The 18,233-nt window shown below is 33.5% G+C and carries 10 protein-coding genes; 2 read left to right on the top strand and 8 right to left on the bottom strand.

The window, feature by feature from the left end:
* Positions 1-4: 4 nt before the first annotated feature.
* The 5 genes from ABWU32_RS05725 to mutL all read right to left on the bottom strand — a co-directional run bounded on the left by ABWU32_RS05725 (position 5) and on the right by mutL (position 5,881).
* Entirely contained in the window at positions 5-931 is a 927-nt protein-coding gene (locus ABWU32_RS05725) for a helix-turn-helix domain-containing protein (RefSeq protein ID WP_265027840.1), read from the bottom strand.
* Positions 932-1,019: 88 nt separating this feature from the next.
* Positions 1,020-2,153: a hypothetical protein gene (locus ABWU32_RS05730; protein ID WP_265027841.1), complete on the bottom strand. Its 1,134-nt coding sequence runs from the start codon at positions 2,151-2,153 to the stop codon at positions 1,020-1,022.
* 102 nt (positions 2,154-2,255) lie between these two features.
* Positions 2,256-2,912 carry a RadC family protein gene (locus ABWU32_RS05735; RefSeq protein WP_265027842.1) on the bottom strand — a complete coding sequence of 219 codons (657 nt, stop codon included), beginning with the start codon at positions 2,910-2,912 and terminating at the stop codon, positions 2,256-2,258.
* A 171-nt stretch (positions 2,913-3,083) separates the two neighbouring features.
* A complete protein-coding gene (locus ABWU32_RS05740; RefSeq protein ID WP_265027843.1) occupies positions 3,084-4,022 on the bottom strand; it encodes a helix-turn-helix domain-containing protein in 939 nt (312 codons plus the stop codon).
* Between the two features lie 68 nt (positions 4,023-4,090).
* Positions 4,091-5,881: a DNA mismatch repair endonuclease MutL gene (gene mutL, locus ABWU32_RS05745; RefSeq protein ID WP_264687496.1), complete on the bottom strand. Its 1,791-nt coding sequence runs from the start codon at positions 5,879-5,881 to the stop codon at positions 4,091-4,093.
* 197 nt (positions 5,882-6,078) lie between these two features.
* Here mutL and ABWU32_RS05750 point away from each other — a divergent pair, with 197 nt between their 5' ends.
* The gene (locus tag ABWU32_RS05750) at positions 6,079-7,011 is read left to right on the top strand and encodes an Rpn family recombination-promoting nuclease/putative transposase (protein ID WP_353278536.1); all 933 of its coding nucleotides are present in this window, start codon (positions 6,079-6,081) and stop codon (positions 7,009-7,011) included.
* Here ABWU32_RS05750 and ABWU32_RS05755 read toward each other — a convergent pair.
* From ABWU32_RS05755 to ABWU32_RS05765, 3 genes are all read right to left on the bottom strand, one after another.
* Positions 6,981-14,342, bottom strand: a complete 7,362-nt coding sequence (locus ABWU32_RS05755) for an ankyrin repeat domain-containing protein (protein WP_353278538.1) — start codon at positions 14,340-14,342, stop codon at positions 6,981-6,983. The two genes, ABWU32_RS05750 and ABWU32_RS05755, sit on opposite strands and share 31 nt — an antisense overlap.
* Before the next feature lie 501 nt (positions 14,343-14,843).
* Entirely contained in the window at positions 14,844-16,430 is a 1,587-nt protein-coding gene (locus ABWU32_RS05760) for a hypothetical protein (RefSeq protein ID WP_353278540.1), read from the bottom strand.
* Between the two features lie 77 nt (positions 16,431-16,507).
* Positions 16,508-16,999 (bottom strand): hypothetical protein, encoded by a 492-nt coding sequence (locus ABWU32_RS05765; protein WP_353278542.1) that lies wholly within the window; start codon positions 16,997-16,999, stop codon positions 16,508-16,510.
* A 659-nt stretch (positions 17,000-17,658) separates the two neighbouring features.
* On the opposite strand from ABWU32_RS05765, the gene ABWU32_RS05770 reads away from it, so the two are divergent.
* Positions 17,659-18,231, top strand: a complete 573-nt coding sequence (locus ABWU32_RS05770) for an ankyrin repeat domain-containing protein (RefSeq protein WP_353278544.1) — start codon at positions 17,659-17,661, stop codon at positions 18,229-18,231.
* Positions 18,232-18,233: the final 2 nt, after the last annotated feature.

Consider the following 18,233-nt stretch of genomic DNA (forward strand, 5'->3'; position numbering starts at 1 on the left):
CGAGCTATCCATCTAAAACTACATCAACAGGTAAACCTACCGCTTGCAAAATAATATCAATAGAAATTCCCCCTTTTACTAGATCCTTTGCAACTTTAATCCTTTCTATCTCTCTCACTTTCTCCTCACAAATACGTATTCCCTCAAACAGAGATTTTATTAGTGCATTACGTAGTTCTTGGCTCTCAATTTCTTTGTATTCTTTAATTAAATCAGGTAGCTCATTTTCCACTCTACTACCTTCATCTTCCTCTGTTAGTAGATCTGTAATACTAATCGATAATGCTTCTGCTATCTCATATAATTTTCCCAGTGGAGTAGCTACGCGTCCTTGTTCATAGTTGCTTATTTCGTCACGTGTTGTATTCATTTTCTCTGCTAAATCCTTTTGAGTATACTCTCTCACTAGCCTCCATTCTTTTATCTTTTTTCCTATTTGGCAGTATATAGAACCAACTTTTTCTTCAATACATTCATCAGCAGGCAGACCAATTGTTTTTGCAACAATATCAACAGAAACTCCTGCTTTAACCAAACCCTTTGCAATTTTTATTTTTTCTGATTTTTTACTACTTTTTTCACTAACTTTGACAAATTTAGTTAATAAACAAAACATCCTACGTAACTCCTGATCATTAATCTTTTTATATTCTCTTACTAGATTTAATATTTCTCCTTCCTCATTTTTAAAGCCGATTTTCTCCTTTGATGCAGTAATGAGATCGGTAATACTTACTGACAATGCACCTGCTATAGCGTACAACCTTTCGATTGAAATTCTACGATTCCCTTTCTCATATTGCAGTATTACCCAGTATTTTACACCAATTTTCTCAGCTAAATCTTTCTGAGTATACCCCCTCTCTGACCTCCAACTTTTCACTTTTTCCCCTACTTCATAGTCTAGAATTTTTTCCACGCAAAGAACCATACATATAATATTTTCTACTATAGCTCAAAGGCTCCAGATATAACGGTAAGAAAAAACCTCTGGAACCTTAAAGCTGGCTGTAGACGCATTAAAGTTCTCTAAAGGTTTCTTTACTACCTTCACGTATCCTATTCACCCACGGAGACAATACTTCATCATTGCTAACTTCTTTTATAGCATACTTTTCACTCCATATGCCACATCTAGTGAAACTACCTCTCTCTACTGCTTCTTTAAGTTTTACTCCTCCAAAGAGACAGTTTTTTCCTATTTCTTCTCCTATTTTTTGTAATTCAGCCCACATTTCCTTGTTTTCTACTCTCAATTGTACTTGATCATATTTTTTTACATCGTGGTACAATATAACATTTAGCTTACCAATGCTTGTAGGAAATTCTAACACAACAGAGCTACCATCTGATACATCAACGTAATTTCTTGCACCTCCTTGCTCCCTTCTAACCTCAACTGCATCATTGCCAATTTTTAAAATATTACTTCCTAATTCTCTCAGTATTTTGGCTACCTCTACCTTGCTATCATCAGAAAATTCTATATACGATGTTGTATTATCTATCTCAACATCTATTAATTCTCCTTCTTGCACAGCACTTTCGCCAGCCTTCTCTAGTTCTTCTAGTCTCTTATCTATCTGTGGCTGAACTTCTGGCTGTAGCTCATTATAGATTTCACCTATTAGTTTATTCTGCAATAAAGTATCATGAAAATCTGCACCACTTAGCATTAATTTACGCATTATCTTTTTTCGATCAGTCTTATCAAATTTATGAAAATGTGTACCCAATACTACATACTCTGCAATGCTCCATTCCCCATCGTTATATGCATTTATTCTTGCTCCAGAGGCTAGTACTTGGTCTATAGTTTTGTGCAATTCATTTACGTTTTTTGCCTCTACCACTTCACTTTTAAACCAGCTCAACTTTTCGCTTTCGCTTATACTTGGCTTTATTTTTTGCAAAGCTGAAGCAAATGGATTTTTATCTTCTTGATCACTTACAGGTTTTGTGCCATAAACATAGTCAAATCCTTTCCCATAGTTGATTTTGTTTTCGCGAACTTCTCTACCAGGGAAAGGCATTGTATCTTCCGGTTTTATCTCCTTCTGATTATTAATTTTGCTCACAAACTTAGACTGCTTTATATCAACGCCTTCAAGAGCACCAAATATTTTCTTCAATAACTTGTCTTTACTAGTCATATAACCCCCATATTAAAAATACTTTTTAAGTATATAAATCTTAGTTTATACATTCTATTACTCAGTATAAATTATAATGAGTAGATTTGCAAATACTTTCTGCTATAACAATCCGTTTTCTCGAAAGCTGAAATAGCCTCCACTTGTGATGATAATATGGTCAAACAATTTTACGCTTACAGTACTACATGCTGCTGCTAAGCTCTTCGTTACTTCTTGATCTTCTTCTGATGGTTCTAAGCTCCCTCCAGGATGGTTATGTGACATTATTATTGATGTTGCATTTTTTATTAATGCCTTTCTTGTAATCTCCTTTATGTATACTGGTGCTTTTTCCATTTCACCAATATAGGATTCTTCTCCAATTAGTTGGCGTCTTTTATTCAAGTACAGTATTTTTACACATTCCCTCTCTGCATGACCTATACTTACGTTCAAGTATTCTACTAGCCCTTGTAAGTCCATGATTGGTTCTCCCTTGAGCTTTTCTCTCAGTACCCTTTCTAGTGTTTCCTTAACACACATAATCATTGCTACTGCAGAATCAGTTACTCCTTCTATAACTTTCAGGTCATCCATTTCTCTACCTAAAATCCTTCCTACTCCTGTATAAGTATTCACCAGATTTTTAGCAATTTCTTGAGCTTGTGGCCTTTCATGTACTGCACTTAAAAATGTTTCCATTATTTCACGATCAAGTAGTGCTTTACCTTTGCTTTCTAATATTCTGAATTCGATTTCTTCTTTACTTTTATTCATATAATTTACCTTTCACTAACAACAAACTTTTTTTAATTATTTACTGCTGTTTTTTTATCAGCATTGGCATAAGGCCATAGCTTTTGAGTGAAGTCAAATCAATTTTTAAATCTTTTTTACTTATTTTTTCATCAAAAAGTAAAGATATTAATAGATACTGATTTTTTTATTTTAAATTTGTTGAATTTCGTCTAAAGAGATGCCTACTGCTTGCAAAATAATATCAATAGAAATTCCTTCCTTAACTAAATTCTTTGCAATTTTCATCTTTTCTATTTTCTTTACTTTCTCTTTGCAAACTTGTATGCTTTCAAGCAGAGACTTTATTAGTACATTACGTAGTTCTTGGCTTTTAATCTTTTTGTATTCTTCTATTAACCTTGATAGCTCTGCTTCACTATTCTCATTTTCTCTTGTTTCTGGAAGTAGGTCTGTAATACTAATTGATAGTACCTTTGCTATTTCATCTAACATTTCAAGTGAAACACCAGCTCGTCCTTGTTCATATTCATATATTCTTTGATTTATTATGCCCACTTTACTTGCTAAATCTTCCTGAGTGTATCCTCTTCTCAACCTCCATTCTTTTATTCTTTGACCTACTTTATACGGAATGGAAATTTTTTTCTCATCATTATCATATTCATCAACAGATAAATTGGTTGTTCGAGAGATAACATGAGCAGAAACTCCTTCCTTAACTAAACCCTTTGCCACTTCTATTTTTACTGCCTTTCCACTTTTTTCCTCACTAATACGGATAAATTTAGTTAATAAATAAAACGTTTCACGTAATTCTTGATCCTTAATCTCTTTATGTCTTCTTACTAGATTTACTATCTCTTCTCCCTCATACCTTTCCTCATTTGATACTTCTTGTCCGCAAGCTAGGTCTCTAGCAGTTGTTGATAATGCTTCTGCTAATTCATATAACTTCTTAATTGAAATTCTGCGTGTTCCTTTTTCGTATTGAAGTATTACCTGATATGTTGTTCCGATTTTTTTTGCTAAATCTTTTTGAGTATATCCCTTTGCTAATCTACGATTTCTTACTTCCTGTCCTATTACTTTGTAATCTAAAAAATTAGAGCATTTATTCTCTTTTTTCAAATTTTATACTCCATAACCAGAAGAGCTGTTACGTATACTTAATTGGGAACCTTTTTGACAAACTGAACTCATCTCCTTTCAAACAATTTTTCTATATCACTTAGTTTCATTTCTATATACGTTGGTCTTCCGTGATCAGAATATGGAGTTTTCTCAATTTGTCTTAGTATCTCATTCATCTCTTCCAATTTCATTTTTCTTCCTGCTCCATGGCAAGCGATTATGGATGATATTTTGTTCACCTTATCCTCTATTGGTAGCGTATCTTCTATTTCCATTAACTTATCTACTATATCAACTAGCATCTCTTTTATATCTATTGTTCCCAAGATTGCAGGTATTTCTTTTACCCTTACTTTATCTTCTGATTCTATTTCAATACCAAAACCCATTTCAAAAAGCTTATCTTTATAAGTTTTAACCATCTCCATTCCAGCTTGGTTTTTAATTTCAACTATTTCAGGAATGAGAAGTTTTTGTCTTTTTATGCTTGTTAAGCACTCGTATATCAATCTCTCATAGGCTGCATGTTGATCTACTATAATCAGCCTATCTCCAGCCTCAGCAATAATGTAAGTATTGTAGACCTGACAGCGTGCATATCCTAGAGGGTGATCCTCTATCAAATCAATTTGCTTCTTTTCTAGAACCATCGTTCCCTTTTGGGGTGGAGATTCTCCATATTTAAACGTTTCTGGTAAGCTTCGCCTTCTTTCATCTGGTGCATTGAATTCTTTCATTAAACGATTTTCTAAAAGACTTGGCCTCTTTTCATAAAACTCTTTTTGATTTTTTTTCTCTTTACTATTAACCGGCTCTTGGCTATCAAACTCCTCAATACTTTGAGACTCAACATCACTTGCTGCAAACGTGCCTACTCTAGTCGATAATGCTTTTATTATTCCTCTTCTCACTATTTCATATACTAGCCTCTTGTTCTGAAACCTTACCTCTGATTTATTTGGATGCACATTTACATCTACTTGATCGTATGGTATCTCTAAGTGCAGCACTGCAAAAGGATACCTCCCACTTGGAATAAAGTCCTGATACGCATATCGAATTGCACCAATAAGTAGATTGTCTTTTATTGGCCTGCCATTAACAAACGTATAGATCTGAGTTGAATTACCACGACTAATAGTTGGTTTACAGATGTGTCCCGTAAGTTTGATGCCGTCTTCTTCCTCTTTAACTTCCAGCGAATTGCTCTGAAATTCTTCTTCTGTTTCACATAATCTGTTAAATAATGAAGTTTGCTTAACATATTTTAAGAGCTTTTTATTACCGGAAGTGAGAGTAAACCCAATACTATAGTTAATCATTGCTAAGTTATTTACAATGTCAACAATGCTTTGTGTTTCTGCCCTCTCGGTTTTTAGAAATTTTAATCTATTTGGTGTGGCAAAAAATAAGTCACGAATTTCAATATATGTACCTTGCAACAAAGAACAAGGGATAATCTCTCTTATTTTTTCTCCTCCCTCATATCTTATAGACCATGCTTCCTTTGCTCCACTTGCCTTGGATGATAATTTCATTCTGCTTACTGCTGCAATTGAAGGCAGAGCCTCTCCTCTAAAGCCAAGATGTCTGATCTCTATTAATTCACTATCGCTTAATTTTGAAGTAGCGTGGCGCATAAACGCAAGTTCCAAATCTTCCTTTTCTATTCCATTTCCATCGTCTGTTACAGTTATAAGATTACGCCCACCACTTTCTATTTTGATCTCTATCTCTGAACTTCCAGCATCTATTGCATTTTCTACTAATTCCTTTACTACACTTGCTGGCCTTTCGATTACTTCACCTGCTGCTATACGATTTATTGTTTTTGTATCTAAAAGAATTATTGCCATATTTCCAACTCTCAGTCTGATGAAGATATAGCTTTAATGTTAATAAAAATCAATCTCTATTAGGCATCTTCACTAATTTCAAAACAGAAATAATTGTAAAAAACCCAGGCCAAAATTTTATCTCCTGTAGTTTAATTTTAGTTGAATATTTCTTCACAATTGTGTATAATTATTAATGCTTTTTAGGTTAATTTATCATGGCTTTTTCTAAATTTCTTGATGCACGCAATGATTATGCCTTTAAAAGAATATTTGGCACCGAGAAGAATAAAGATATTCTCATTCATTTCTTGAACGATATTTTGGGCTTTACTGGCTTAGCTGCTATTCACGATGTTGAATTCTTAGCTACTATTTTAGATCCCGAAATTGCCGCTAAAAAGCAGAGTATTGTCGATGTTCTTTGTAAGGACTCTCAAGGTTCCAGATACATCATAGAAATGCAGTTCACTAAGACTAAAGGCTTCGAAAAACGTGCTCAATATTATGCTGCTAAAGCCTATTCAAGTCAAGCTGATCAAGGTGATGATTATCATAATCTCAAGGAAATTATCTTTATTGCTGTTGCTGATTGTATTATTTTTCCAGATAAGGCTGAGTACAAATCTAATCATGTCATTTTAGATCAAAATAGCTTTGAACATGACTTGAAGGATTTTTACTTCGTATTTATAGAGCTACCAAAATTTACAAAGACAAAAGAAGACCAATTAGAAAATATAGTAGAAAAATGGTGTTATTTTTTCCGATATGCAGCAGAAACAAGCGAAGAGGACCTAGATAAAATAGTTGGTAGTGACGTAATAATAAAACGAGCTTATGAAGAGATGAATAAGTTTAATTGGTCAGAAGAAGAGTTACTAGCATATGAACAAATGAAAAAACGTATAATGGATGAGATTGCTGCTTTCGCTCAAAAATTTGATGAGGGTCTTAAAGTTGGTCAAGAAAAAGGTAGACAAGAAGGCATCCTCATCGGCGAAGAAAAAGGTGAAATGAAAGCTAAAATAGCAGTGGCTAGGGGAATGCTTGCTGATAAAATGGACATTAATACCATTGCCAAATTCACTGGATTATCCATTAATGAAATTAAAAAACTTCAAAAGGATGCTGACCTCCTTCTTAGCTGATTGTCTAATGCTACACTATTTAAGGTAGTTTTTGGTGATCGCATTTCTATGTTTAGAGCATTGAAAAGAGGTGTTACTTCTTTAAAAAAACTTCCAACATCAATTCTAGTCCCTGCAACATTTAAGTGACCATTTTGTGCCGCTACGTGTAGAGGAATATTGCCATTCCTATTTAAGTCTGGCTGTACATTATTTAAACTTTCGCTTTCAGCGTTACTTTGCTGTAGTGTACTATCATAATTTTTGTCAGTACCATCTAAGTCATGTGAAATAGGTGAACATGAGCCTTTTCCTCGTTCTAATGAACTACTGCTATTTTGTTCTAGTGAACTGTAAACGCTTTCTTCATCACCAAAGCTCTTTTCACTAATATCATTTGAAGCAGTGTGTTCTACTTCTTGAAAACTTGGACTATTCGGCTGTGAGTCACTTGTCTCTGTGCTGCTTTCTTGACTACCTGACCACAAGTTATTCTCCTCTGTATCGCTTTCTTGACCATAGGACGGATGAGGAGTACAGAGTTTACTCCTGTTTTGCTTCAGCAAGTCCCTTATTTCATGAGATATACTCTTGTCATTAGTCAATACACCTAGTGCTTTCATTAGAGGAAATCTGTCCAGATGAATGAAAAATCTTGCTTGAGTGCAGTTATCAACTAAAGTTCTCAGTATACTAACATTACCTGCATTGGCAGCCAATCCAACGAGGTTTTCAAAACTGTAAAAATCAACTTTAGCACCTCTACTAAACAAAAATTCTGCAATTTCAGTATTATTTTTTTTAATAGCATAAAAGATAGCATTCTTGCCTGAACAAGATTTTTCAATATTAACATCGACTTTACATTCATCGACTAGAAATCTAACTACTTCCTCATCACATTTTTGAGCAGCTTCTGGAAGAGGAGAACAATCATGCCCTATATGTCCAGGATTTTCACCATCTCTAATAAGAGCTCTTAACAATTGAATCCTATTTTCTGCACCTTCTTCGATAACACGGCAAATCTTGGTATGCCAGGAGCCTTTTCCTCGTTCTAATGAACTACCGCTATTTTGTTCTGGTGGACTGTAAACACTTCCTCCATCACCAGAGCTTCTCTCACTAATATCATTTGAAGCAGTGTGTTCTACTTCTTGAGAACCTGAGCTACTTGACAGTAAACCACTTATTTCTGAGCCGCTCTCTCGACTTGAGTCCTGTTGTTCATCTGATTCATCATTGCCAACATTTGATTTTATTTTTACTTCTTGTCTAGAACTATCAGATTGTGCAACTTTTTTTCCTGGTGGTTTTTGTGTACTTCCATCACTAGTGCGTAGTCTTTTTGTGCCTGATGATAATGTCCTATCTTCATTAGTACTTTTCTCGCTAATATCATTTGAAGTAAGTTGCTTCCTTTCTTGAGAATCAGTACTGCTTGATCGTGAGTAACTTTTCTCTGAGCTACTTGCCTCTGAGCCATTTTCTCCCCGGGAGTTCTGTCGTTTACAGAATTTATCGTTACCAGCATTACTTTTGCTGCTAGCACTACTTTTTTCTGATTCAGAACTATTACTATCATTACCAATATTATCGCTTTGTTCTATGGATGAAGCATGTTCAAGTGATTTCTCTTCTCCAGAAACCCCTTGATTTTGTTCTGCATCTTGTAAATGTTGGTTAGCAGTATAATTATCCAAAAAATTGCCATCTTCACTTTCTTTCTCTAATATACTGGGGCCACTGTCAGAACTACTTTGTTGTGATATACTATCATCGTAACATAAGTAAGAAAATGAATCATAATGATAGCTAGAGCTGGAGCAATTCTCACGGTAGAGGTTACCTTTTATATTATCTTTTGTAAAAGATTGTAGTGAACATGGACACGATGATGATATCTCACCCTTTTCAATTTTAATTCCTTTTTGCTGTAATAAGTCAATCATAGTAGCGCATTGTTGCAGCTTTAAACGTGATAGTAGTGTTATACCATCTGTATCTTTAGCGTCGATATAAAATTCTTTTCTCAATAAGAGAACCTCAAAAAGGTTTACCAAATGAAACCTAATAGCATCAGAGTATAATGAGGTAATATCGCAGTTACTACTTGCTAAATAATTTAGCAATGCAGAATCATCAACATTTTCTTTTAATAAACTATTGATTGCTCGTGTATTTAAAGAATCAACAGCAGTGAATAATGCCTCTTTCTTAGTATCATCCTTTAAGGTCTTATTACTAAGAAGAAGTTCAACTATAGTCATGGTTCTTTCCTTAATAGCAAAATCTAATGGTGTTTTACCATCATTATCTCTAACATTAATATCAGCACCACAACTTAACAGTTTCTTAACAATAGAGTCATCGTTTTTCCCAATAGCATAATATAATGGTGTTTTACCATTTTTATTTTTAAAGTTAACATCAATCTTGTTACTAAGATATACAATGAGATTTGATCTATTATTTTCAGCAGCACAGTGTAAAAGCGTATCACCATTGGAATCACAAACTTGAGAGAACTCCTGACCGCAACTTAATAGTTCATTGAGTCTACCATTTCTCGTGAAATCAAAAAGACTTTGTACTAGATTATAAGAATTACTTTCATCATCGTAGTCATCAGATAAATAAAGATCTTTATCATTACTAGAAGAGACGCACAAATCTCCCTTATCTAAGCGTAATTCATCACCAACCAGAGAACGACTATCCTTCTCATCATCAGAAGAGAGATACAAATCTTCCTCTATAGTTGATTTTTGTTTTTTGGAGTTATTACCGCCATCCAACCCATAGGATTCATTAACACTGTTGACTTGAGCATCTAGTGTAGGAGAAACGTGCGGTACTACTATCGTAGTAAAGTTAGTTTTATTGACACTTTTCTCACCATCTAAGTCTTTCAGCATACTAGCAACTTTAGCGCTATTTTGTAGTGATGTATTACTATAATTTTCATCAGAATTACCTAAGCCATGTGAATTAGAAACAAGCAAATAGGAATTTTCTTCTTGTTTTAATAAACTACGACTATTTTGAAAATGGGAATTACTGTCACCATCTACACCACTCAGTTTTGCTGAATCACTATCTCGAGAAGAAGACTGTAAATTATCTAAATTATTGTTAGCTCTTTCTCTAATAGTACTGCCACGTTCAACATCACTTTCCTGTAAATCACCGTTTTGTTTAGGATTATTTGGTTGTAGGGTAACTAAACTACTTCTCTCCCTCTTATTAACATTATCTACATGGAATTTGTTATCACTAACTTGTTTATCTGGTCCACTGTATAATGCTACTGGAGAATTAGTTCTCCCAACATTTCCATCGCTAGCATTACTTCGCCGTGGCACACCACCAGAATTATTTATCCTTAATAGATCATGTCCATTTTGGTTGTTACTGCCACCTACGTTAACTTTACTACCTTGATCAAAGCCAGAACTGCTTTGTTGTGGATTATCTAAGTGATTTTCTTTACAAACACTACCTCGTTCAAAATTACTTACTTGTCCTAATGAATGATGGCCGTTTTGATTACCTAATTTCAACATAAGATCTTTTAAATAATCAGCAACCTTCTCCCTTTCATAACTAAGAACATTAATTTTATTATCTTTTTCTTGAACAGTAAGATAATTATCACTGTTTATCTCACCAAGATGAACACCTTTGCTTTTTAAATCCTTAATAACTATGCTTATAAGAATTTCAGCAATCTCTTTACAATTAGAGCTATCTGAAAGAATCTTATAATCATTATTATAAGTCAAACTATTGTTCGTGCTACTCCAATTTAAACATAGCTTAGGAATTTTTTGGTTGCTCAAGTATCTACTCAGTTGCTGCTCAGCTCCTTTAAAATTCTCCGCATCGTATTTTAATTCAATCGCAGTAAGATCATTTGTTTCTCTAGAACATACAATTAAATCTATTGGGCCTTTACCAAAGGCATTGCATTCTGGTAATACTGCAAATTTATCATTTGTAAACAAACCAAGCATTATTGCTTTTAAATAATTCTCATTGCCCATTGATTCCTTACTACCAACTAATCCCTTTATTTTACACAACGCACCACTCAACTTTTCTATAGAATGAGATGTAAGATCTTTTATTAGTTTACCTACATTAATTTCTGTGCGTATTTGGTTCATAATGCCCTTACAAAATTGCTTGCATTGAGTAGCAATTCGCTGTACTTTTACATCAAACTTTCTCTCAAACACCTTTTCATTTTGATTGACTATTATATTAATTTTAAACAATGGAGGATCAGCGAAGTTGCTTAAATTAGGAAGGTAAACATCTTTAACCTCACTACAACTTCTCAAGTCCCTTCGAGAAACTTCAATAAAATTTATAACAAAAGCCTTGTTGTTTTTTATTAAAACAAAGGTAACATTCCGATTATTATGCAACAAAAAGTACTTGTCTATTTTCTTATCAAATTCCTTATCTTTTAATAAAAGTTGCCCAGCAAATAATCTACTTATGGAACAACGATTAGCACCACCTCCTGTATTAGGAATTAGGTAGTATAAAGGCTTAAATAACTTTTTTATATTTTCTTCCTTCCTTTCAAGTCTACCTTGAGATGTACATTCTTGCAATAACTCGGATATAACATTTTTTGATTGAATAATATTTTCATTTTTTACTTTTACTTTGTCGTTGCTATGAGTAAAGTTCACCCCTACAATTACGGCACATGTAGATTTAGTTTCCATAGCAATATTTAGATTACATAAATAACCCAGTTCTTTTATTTGTTCTATACCTTTGGTAGCGCCTTTGTATTCACCAGCCTTAAATTCAACTAATATCGGAATACCATCTTTTGCACCATTATTTAAGAGGAATACTAAATCTGCACGCCCTTTGCCAGTATTACACTCAACCTTACAATCAACCTTATATTTGCGTTTACAACACAACATCAGAAAACCAAAAACAAAGCCTTGTTGTGCTACTTCTTTATTACGGTGACTACTCTCACTATTGTTGAGGTTGAACAAACTGCCAAGTGTCTTAAACATTTCCTCAACATTAATTCTAACATCTTCTTTTTTATTTATATTATCTAATGAACTCTCGAAAGTATATTTTTTCTCATCAGCATCACTTACCGCTTCACTAAAGGGGTCGCGATCGGGATCATCATCTGCTACCTCACCAGAAGAATCACGACCAACACCACCTTCAAGTTTGAGCTCGATGAAGCCTTCTTCATAATCCGTGTCACATTTAGTAACACTCAAACAAGTAGAGTCTTTTAGAGCAATTTCTATTATCTTTCCCTTAAAATCAAACCTTATTTTTAAATCGTTATCACCATTAATTTTATACCATATGCTCTCAATTCTAATCTTTTTACCCAATTCAGTATAAGGTAGAGCAACCATGCTATAAAAAAAATAGAGAAAAAAAATTGCCTGCGCGTTTTCGTTATAAAACTTATGTAAAACACTATCCTTTACAATTTTTTCAAACTGTTCTTTAAATCTGTCAAAATTACCATTGAACAATAGCTGTATTAACTCACATTCCTCATTATCTGTCTGTAACTGATCAGAACTAACCGCCTTCTCTAGACTATGGGCAAACTTTATCCTTAAACGGTGTAATGATTCCGTATCTTCACTTACCCTTTCCAAGCTCTTTTTCACTTTATCAACATCATAATCACCACCCCTCACCGCATCCAAAATAGCTTTTGCATTTTCTAAAGCAAACACTCCACAATTGTAGGAGTCTTTTTGCTTTAAAAGAGATAAATTGAAAATGTTGTCTTTTGAATGTCCTTTTTCTTCTAAGAATTCATCTAAGGGTCTAGTCATACTATTATTTTTACTTTGTCCAGGAGAAACAACTCCAAGACAAATAACATCATTATCGCTATTTTGTTCAATGCTCTGACCATCACGATCTACTGAATACTTGATTGACCTTGTATGAGAGCCTTTATTCTGCATATTACTATTAGTATTCTTACCTCTACCAAGACCATTTACAAGACACTCATCGATCTTTCTTCCATAAGAGTCTGCATAGAAAAAAACATCCTTCTGCTCATCAGCATGGACAGCAACCAACGTTACCCAATGGTTACCATCTTTATTGACAATATATATTAATATTTTACCTCTATCCCTCTTGAACTCATCTAATTTTCTTGGTAGCACCGCACAATCTTCAACTCCAAAAATTACATTATTATCTTTAGTCCACTTATATAAGTACTTTGCAATGTCGTCAATAACAAGATTCTCCAACCATACTTCAAAGTTCCTCTCTTTGGTAACTCGAATAAATTCTTTAGAAGATCGATCCAGAAGACTTCGAGCTGAAGCAGGATTCTCCTTATCTTGACTCTTCAGTATGAGTTCTTCCTTATTAGCAATGTCTTCTTGCTTTAATAACTCTCTGCAATTTTTTTTATCTAAAGTTTCACTAATGAATTTAGAGGGTCTAACATCCTCTGATGGACAATTTTTTTTGTAAGGACCCCTTGCATGAAACGTACTACTTTGCCATAGTAAAGCTTCTTTACTATGAAGAATATTTTCCAAATTTGAATTCACTACATTACCGTAAACCTCTTTCCTAGAAACTTCTTTACTTTCTTCAATGTTTTTAATAATTTTACTAAGAAGTGGTACAAAATGGCTCCTGTAGTTCATTATATAAACAATATGATTGCCTGTACCTACTTCATCTGTAGTAACGTGCAATCCATCTACCTGCTCATCCCTTAACTCTATAACCTTGATTTTAACTTTATACTTCTTACATATAATTTTTCCTTCAATCTCAGGTCTACCCCATATGGCATTACCAGATCCCTCAAATGTCTTTTTCATTTTATCCACGTAGTTTCTAAAGGTTTTTTCATCATCGATTTTATCCTCTCTAGTCTTTGGATCCTCTATAGAACCATATGGACCCTGCAACGCAACAGCATAGCCCCCTCCTTTTGCATCCTTTATAATTTCCCCTTTGTATTCGCCAGCAGAATTTGCACAGTCTTCTCTCAATGATTTCACATTAAAATTTTTATCACTTGTAATCAGACCATTATTTTTCAGCTCATTTAACCCTTGTGCAACAGAATCAAAAAAACAATCTCCAGCATCTACAGCAGCTCCTATTTTAAAGTTGCTAGGTAATTCTCCTTCCAACTTCCTTAAAAGTCCTTCAAGCTTTTTCTTTTTTTCTTTACTCTCTGTCTCGTTTATCCGTTTAAAAATGGAAATAGGATATCTAGTAAGTTGCTTTTGGACTCCTATCATGCTATAGCTTTCAGGAGTAATATTTCCTGAATCTTGTTGGGCATACATGAATCTTACTCCTTATTGGATTCTTTAAGTTTATTGATCGATATCCCTAGTCGATATCATGTAAATACTGGGATATTTTCACAATGCAACATTTTTTTCGTAAAAAATTAACCATCACAGATGTCAGTTATATAGAATAATTTTCGATAGAAGGCTCCTAACAGAATTAATACAAAATCTTTTATTCACTTATTCACTCTTAAAATTTAACTTTTGCTATAAACTTACATCAATTCTTTCATTCCCAAATGAATTGCTGTCAATTTAATATTATATACTACTAAAAACCTAAACAATATAACCATTTCTAGCAATTAAAAACAACAAGCTTAAAAATTGCTCATTCTGGAGCCGTTGCTGTTCAATTGATAAATAATTAAAACTCTCGAACAGTACTATTACCTTGGCAAAGTGCTACCTCTACTTTCATTTCTTCCATACTTGATTCAGGGCTATTGGACTGTACAAATCTTTTTCCCTTTGGTTCCGTATTCCCAGCACTTACGCGTTGCCTTTTTTTTTGTTATTATTAGAATAATCCTCAGTCTTTTCACATTCTTGCTCTGCCAATAAAGCTTCAGAGTTACCCTTGGCAAAAGCAGTTTCAACATCTTTGTGTCGTCCAGGCAACAAAGCTTTACACCTACTTAAAAGTTTTTCACGCTCTTCTTCAGGCAAGTCAATCCAATCTAAAAAGTTTTTCACTGCATATAGCTTTTCTGCCTCTATCTTATTAACACAAAAATTTACTGCCTTATCTCCACTAATAAAATCTTTCTTAAATTCGTCAATTTTTTCTCCATCATCCGGAAAACAGCAATTTAAGAATTCATTAACTAATTCACTACTTTGCTCAAAAAGAAGATTGACACAAATATTGCGCCTTCTCATACTTTCACGCTGCTCTCCTTGAAATTTAATTATAAACTCACTCTCTTTTAACCCGCCCCACTCGATAAATTTGTCTTGGTATACTTTTTTCCATGTGCAATTACTACCACTTGACCTTAAAACAGTATTAATTATCACTCCTATACCTATACCAGATAATACTAAATTCTGTTTAAATTTACTCTCTCTATTTTCATCACAAAAATACCAGCTTAAAAATTGATCAAATATACTTTTACCTTTCGTCATACACAAACTAACAAAAATGTCGTTTCCTCTCATTGTGAAAAGCCTCTTCTTAAACTTGTCTGATCCATTTGCTGTATCGAAAAATTTTTTAAACTCTTCGAATTTTCCATTACTAATTAGGTAAGTACAAATCTCTAGACCTTTGCCAGAAGAGATTAAATCTTCCATAAACTTTTTACCTTCTTCATTCCCACTTCCTAAACAACTTGTAACAACAAGATTAAGTAGCCAAGGTTTACAATATTCAGGTGTTAGACCTTCATCACTTTTAACATACTCAACAACCTTCTTCTTTTCATTGTCAGTAGCGCTATCTAAGATTTCTCTAATCTCTTTCTCATCAAATTGAAATAAGTACGGTAAAAGTTGTTCTCCTATTCTATCGATTTCTTCATTAGTCTCATTAATTTTCTTCCAAAATTCCATAAAGGTTTGTAGACTATCGCTATTACCCTCAGCAGCTTGATTAGCAATATCAGCTAATAGAGTTTGACAAACAGGCTGTGGAGGTCTTGTCTTCCATACATCTTCCACCATTTCATCACACCTTTCCAATTTTAAATTCATAAGGTGAGTTAATACATCATAGGGACGTTCTTTATACAACCTATCCCTCTCTTGACTATTCATTTTACCAAGCAATTTAAGTAAAACAGGAGTATAATAAGTATAAAAGCGCGAAAGTGAACTTGTACTTGCTGCAGTTACTGCCAAGGCTACAAAATTTATTGTTGGTTTTCGCTCTAATTTAGATAAATTATCTAATAAGTATTCCACCGCTACTTCATTTCCATCTTCTATTAAGGACTTAATCAAATGTTCATAATTTTCTTCTGCCCACTCTTTCTCTTCCCCTACCATTTTAAGAGTCCAAAACCTTATTAGCGGTGATAATTCCTTGTTCTCACAATATCTCTTTTTTTCTTCTTCTAATTCTTTGCCCCACAATTCTCTTATAGAATCTTCAAGGCAATAAGAACATGCTAGCCCATAACTTTTATAATTATCTAGAAGCTTGCTACCTATCAGAAGCTTTGCTGTTTTTTTTTATCAATCACTAAATCTTCTGTCCAACGAAGAAAATTTGTTTTAATCAAAACATTATCTAAGTCATCAGAAAAAAAAGAAATATGCTGTTCAAGCCACTCTAACAGTTGTAAGTATGAAAATTTTATCACTCCTATTGTTTTTATATCTTTTGCTTTTCTCTTTTCCGAATCTGTTAGATCTTGTTCTTGTTTTACTGGATCTATTCTATACTCATCTACTATAATAGTTTCTGAAAACATAATTTCTTCTTTAGAAACGTCAATCTGCGTTGGGCTTAGTGGCTCCTGTTTTATTTCATCTTCATACCCAGGTTTTCCAATACTTGGTGGCTCCTGTTTTATTCTCTGATATTCGTTTTTTATAACGCTTGTATATATATTATAAACATCTTGAATATTGTATTTTAAACATCTTTCCTTAGATTTTCTAAGTTTACTTAAAAGATCCTGTTCTTCGATTCCTAGCATGAGCTTCTCCACAAATTTACTCGAAAAACTGTCAAAGAAAATACATAAACTCTGTTCACCTAACACGTGCACCTCTTATTACTTTTATCATCATGTTAACTATCGCATGATAGTAGGAAAAATTAGAGAAGCAAGATATTTTTAAGCATATCTCAGATGAATATCTATTAATTTAATATTATGTTTATTAAAATCCAAACGATATGATTATTTTCAGTAATAAAAACCAAAGGTTGTGAGAACTTTTTGTTTTGGGATGGATTGGTCTACCGCTTAAACCGTTTGAACTTTTCTTTATAATAATTTTACTATACCGTAAAACCAGCTATATTAGCCTACTTTTGCCATATTTAGATATAAACTAATACACCTAACTTTATTGCAACAATTTTACGTTTTTATTTTTATAACGCCGCTTTTATTTAAATTATTCTCACAAATATACTTACTTTTTTGCGTTTTTGGGGAAAGTCAATAATTAAAAATTTTGTGATGCTGAAGAAAGGCATGTTTCTATTGAATTGCACAAATATGCTCCTTCTACCGATCAAGCAGAGCAACTAAAACAATCGCTCGTAATTTTCAGGAAGACATATAAAATTCTTGACTTTTGTATCAGGCATATAATGATTAAAGCGGTTTTAAGCTAAGGTAAAATTATGAATTTAAGTGAGTTGCAAGAGATATTAAGAGCAATAATACAAGATGGTGTAGATGAGAGTAATGTTATTGATAGAATAGAAAATCAGCTAAAAGAACAAGATTTTGACATAATATTTTCCGATATGGATGTAAAGACTACTTTACTGCATGTAGCTGCTTCCATGGATCGCTTAAGAATAGTTGAATATCTTGTAGGTAAAAAAAATGTTGCTATTGATTTACAAGACAAGGATGATCATACTCCCCTACACAGTGCTGTTCGCAAGAATAATTTCAGTATAGTTGAATATCTTATAAAAAATCATGCTGATCCTAATGCAAAGAACAATCACGGCTTTACTCCTTTGTACTTTGCTGCCTTTAAGGGTTACTTAGACATAGTTAAACATCTTGTAAAAAACGGAGCTACTCTTGATCTACAAGACAAGGATGGTGATACTCCTTTATATGCTGCTGCTTCAGAGGGTTACTTAGATATAGTTGAATGTCTTATAAAAAAAGGAGCTAATCCGAATATGAAGAACTATCGTGGCACTACCCCCTTACATGCTGCTGCGGTGGTTACTTAGAC

The sequence above is a fragment of the Wolbachia endosymbiont (group A) of Udea olivalis genome (assembly GCF_964028365.1).
Lineage (GTDB): Bacteria > Pseudomonadota > Alphaproteobacteria > Rickettsiales > Anaplasmataceae > Wolbachia > Wolbachia pipientis.

What these genes read in the sequence shown, in the direction of transcription:
- ABWU32_RS05725 (WP_265027840.1), bottom strand. Translation starts at nt 931, where the DNA reads ATGGTTCTTTGCGTGGAAAAAATTCTAGACTATGAAGTAGGGGAAAAA.
- ABWU32_RS05730 (WP_265027841.1), bottom strand. Translation starts at nt 2,153, where the DNA reads ATGACTAGTAAAGACAAGTTATTGAAGAAAATATTTGGTGCTCTTGAA.
- ABWU32_RS05735 (WP_265027842.1), bottom strand. Translation starts at nt 2,912, where the DNA reads ATGAATAAAAGTAAAGAAGAAATCGAATTCAGAATATTAGAAAGCAAA.
- mutL (WP_264687496.1), bottom strand. Translation starts at nt 5,881, where the DNA reads ATGGCAATAATTCTTTTAGATACAAAAACAATAAATCGTATAGCAGCA.
- ABWU32_RS05750 (WP_353278536.1), top strand. Translation starts at nt 6,079, where the DNA reads ATGGCTTTTTCTAAATTTCTTGATGCACGCAATGATTATGCCTTTAAA.
- ABWU32_RS05755 (WP_353278538.1), bottom strand. Translation starts at nt 14,342, where the DNA reads ATGTATGCCCAACAAGATTCAGGAAATATTACTCCTGAAAGCTATAGC.
- ABWU32_RS05765 (WP_353278542.1), bottom strand. Translation starts at nt 16,999, where the DNA reads ATGCTAGGAATCGAAGAACAGGATCTTTTAAGTAAACTTAGAAAATCT.
- ABWU32_RS05770 (WP_353278544.1), top strand. Translation starts at nt 17,659, where the DNA reads ATGAATTTAAGTGAGTTGCAAGAGATATTAAGAGCAATAATACAAGAT.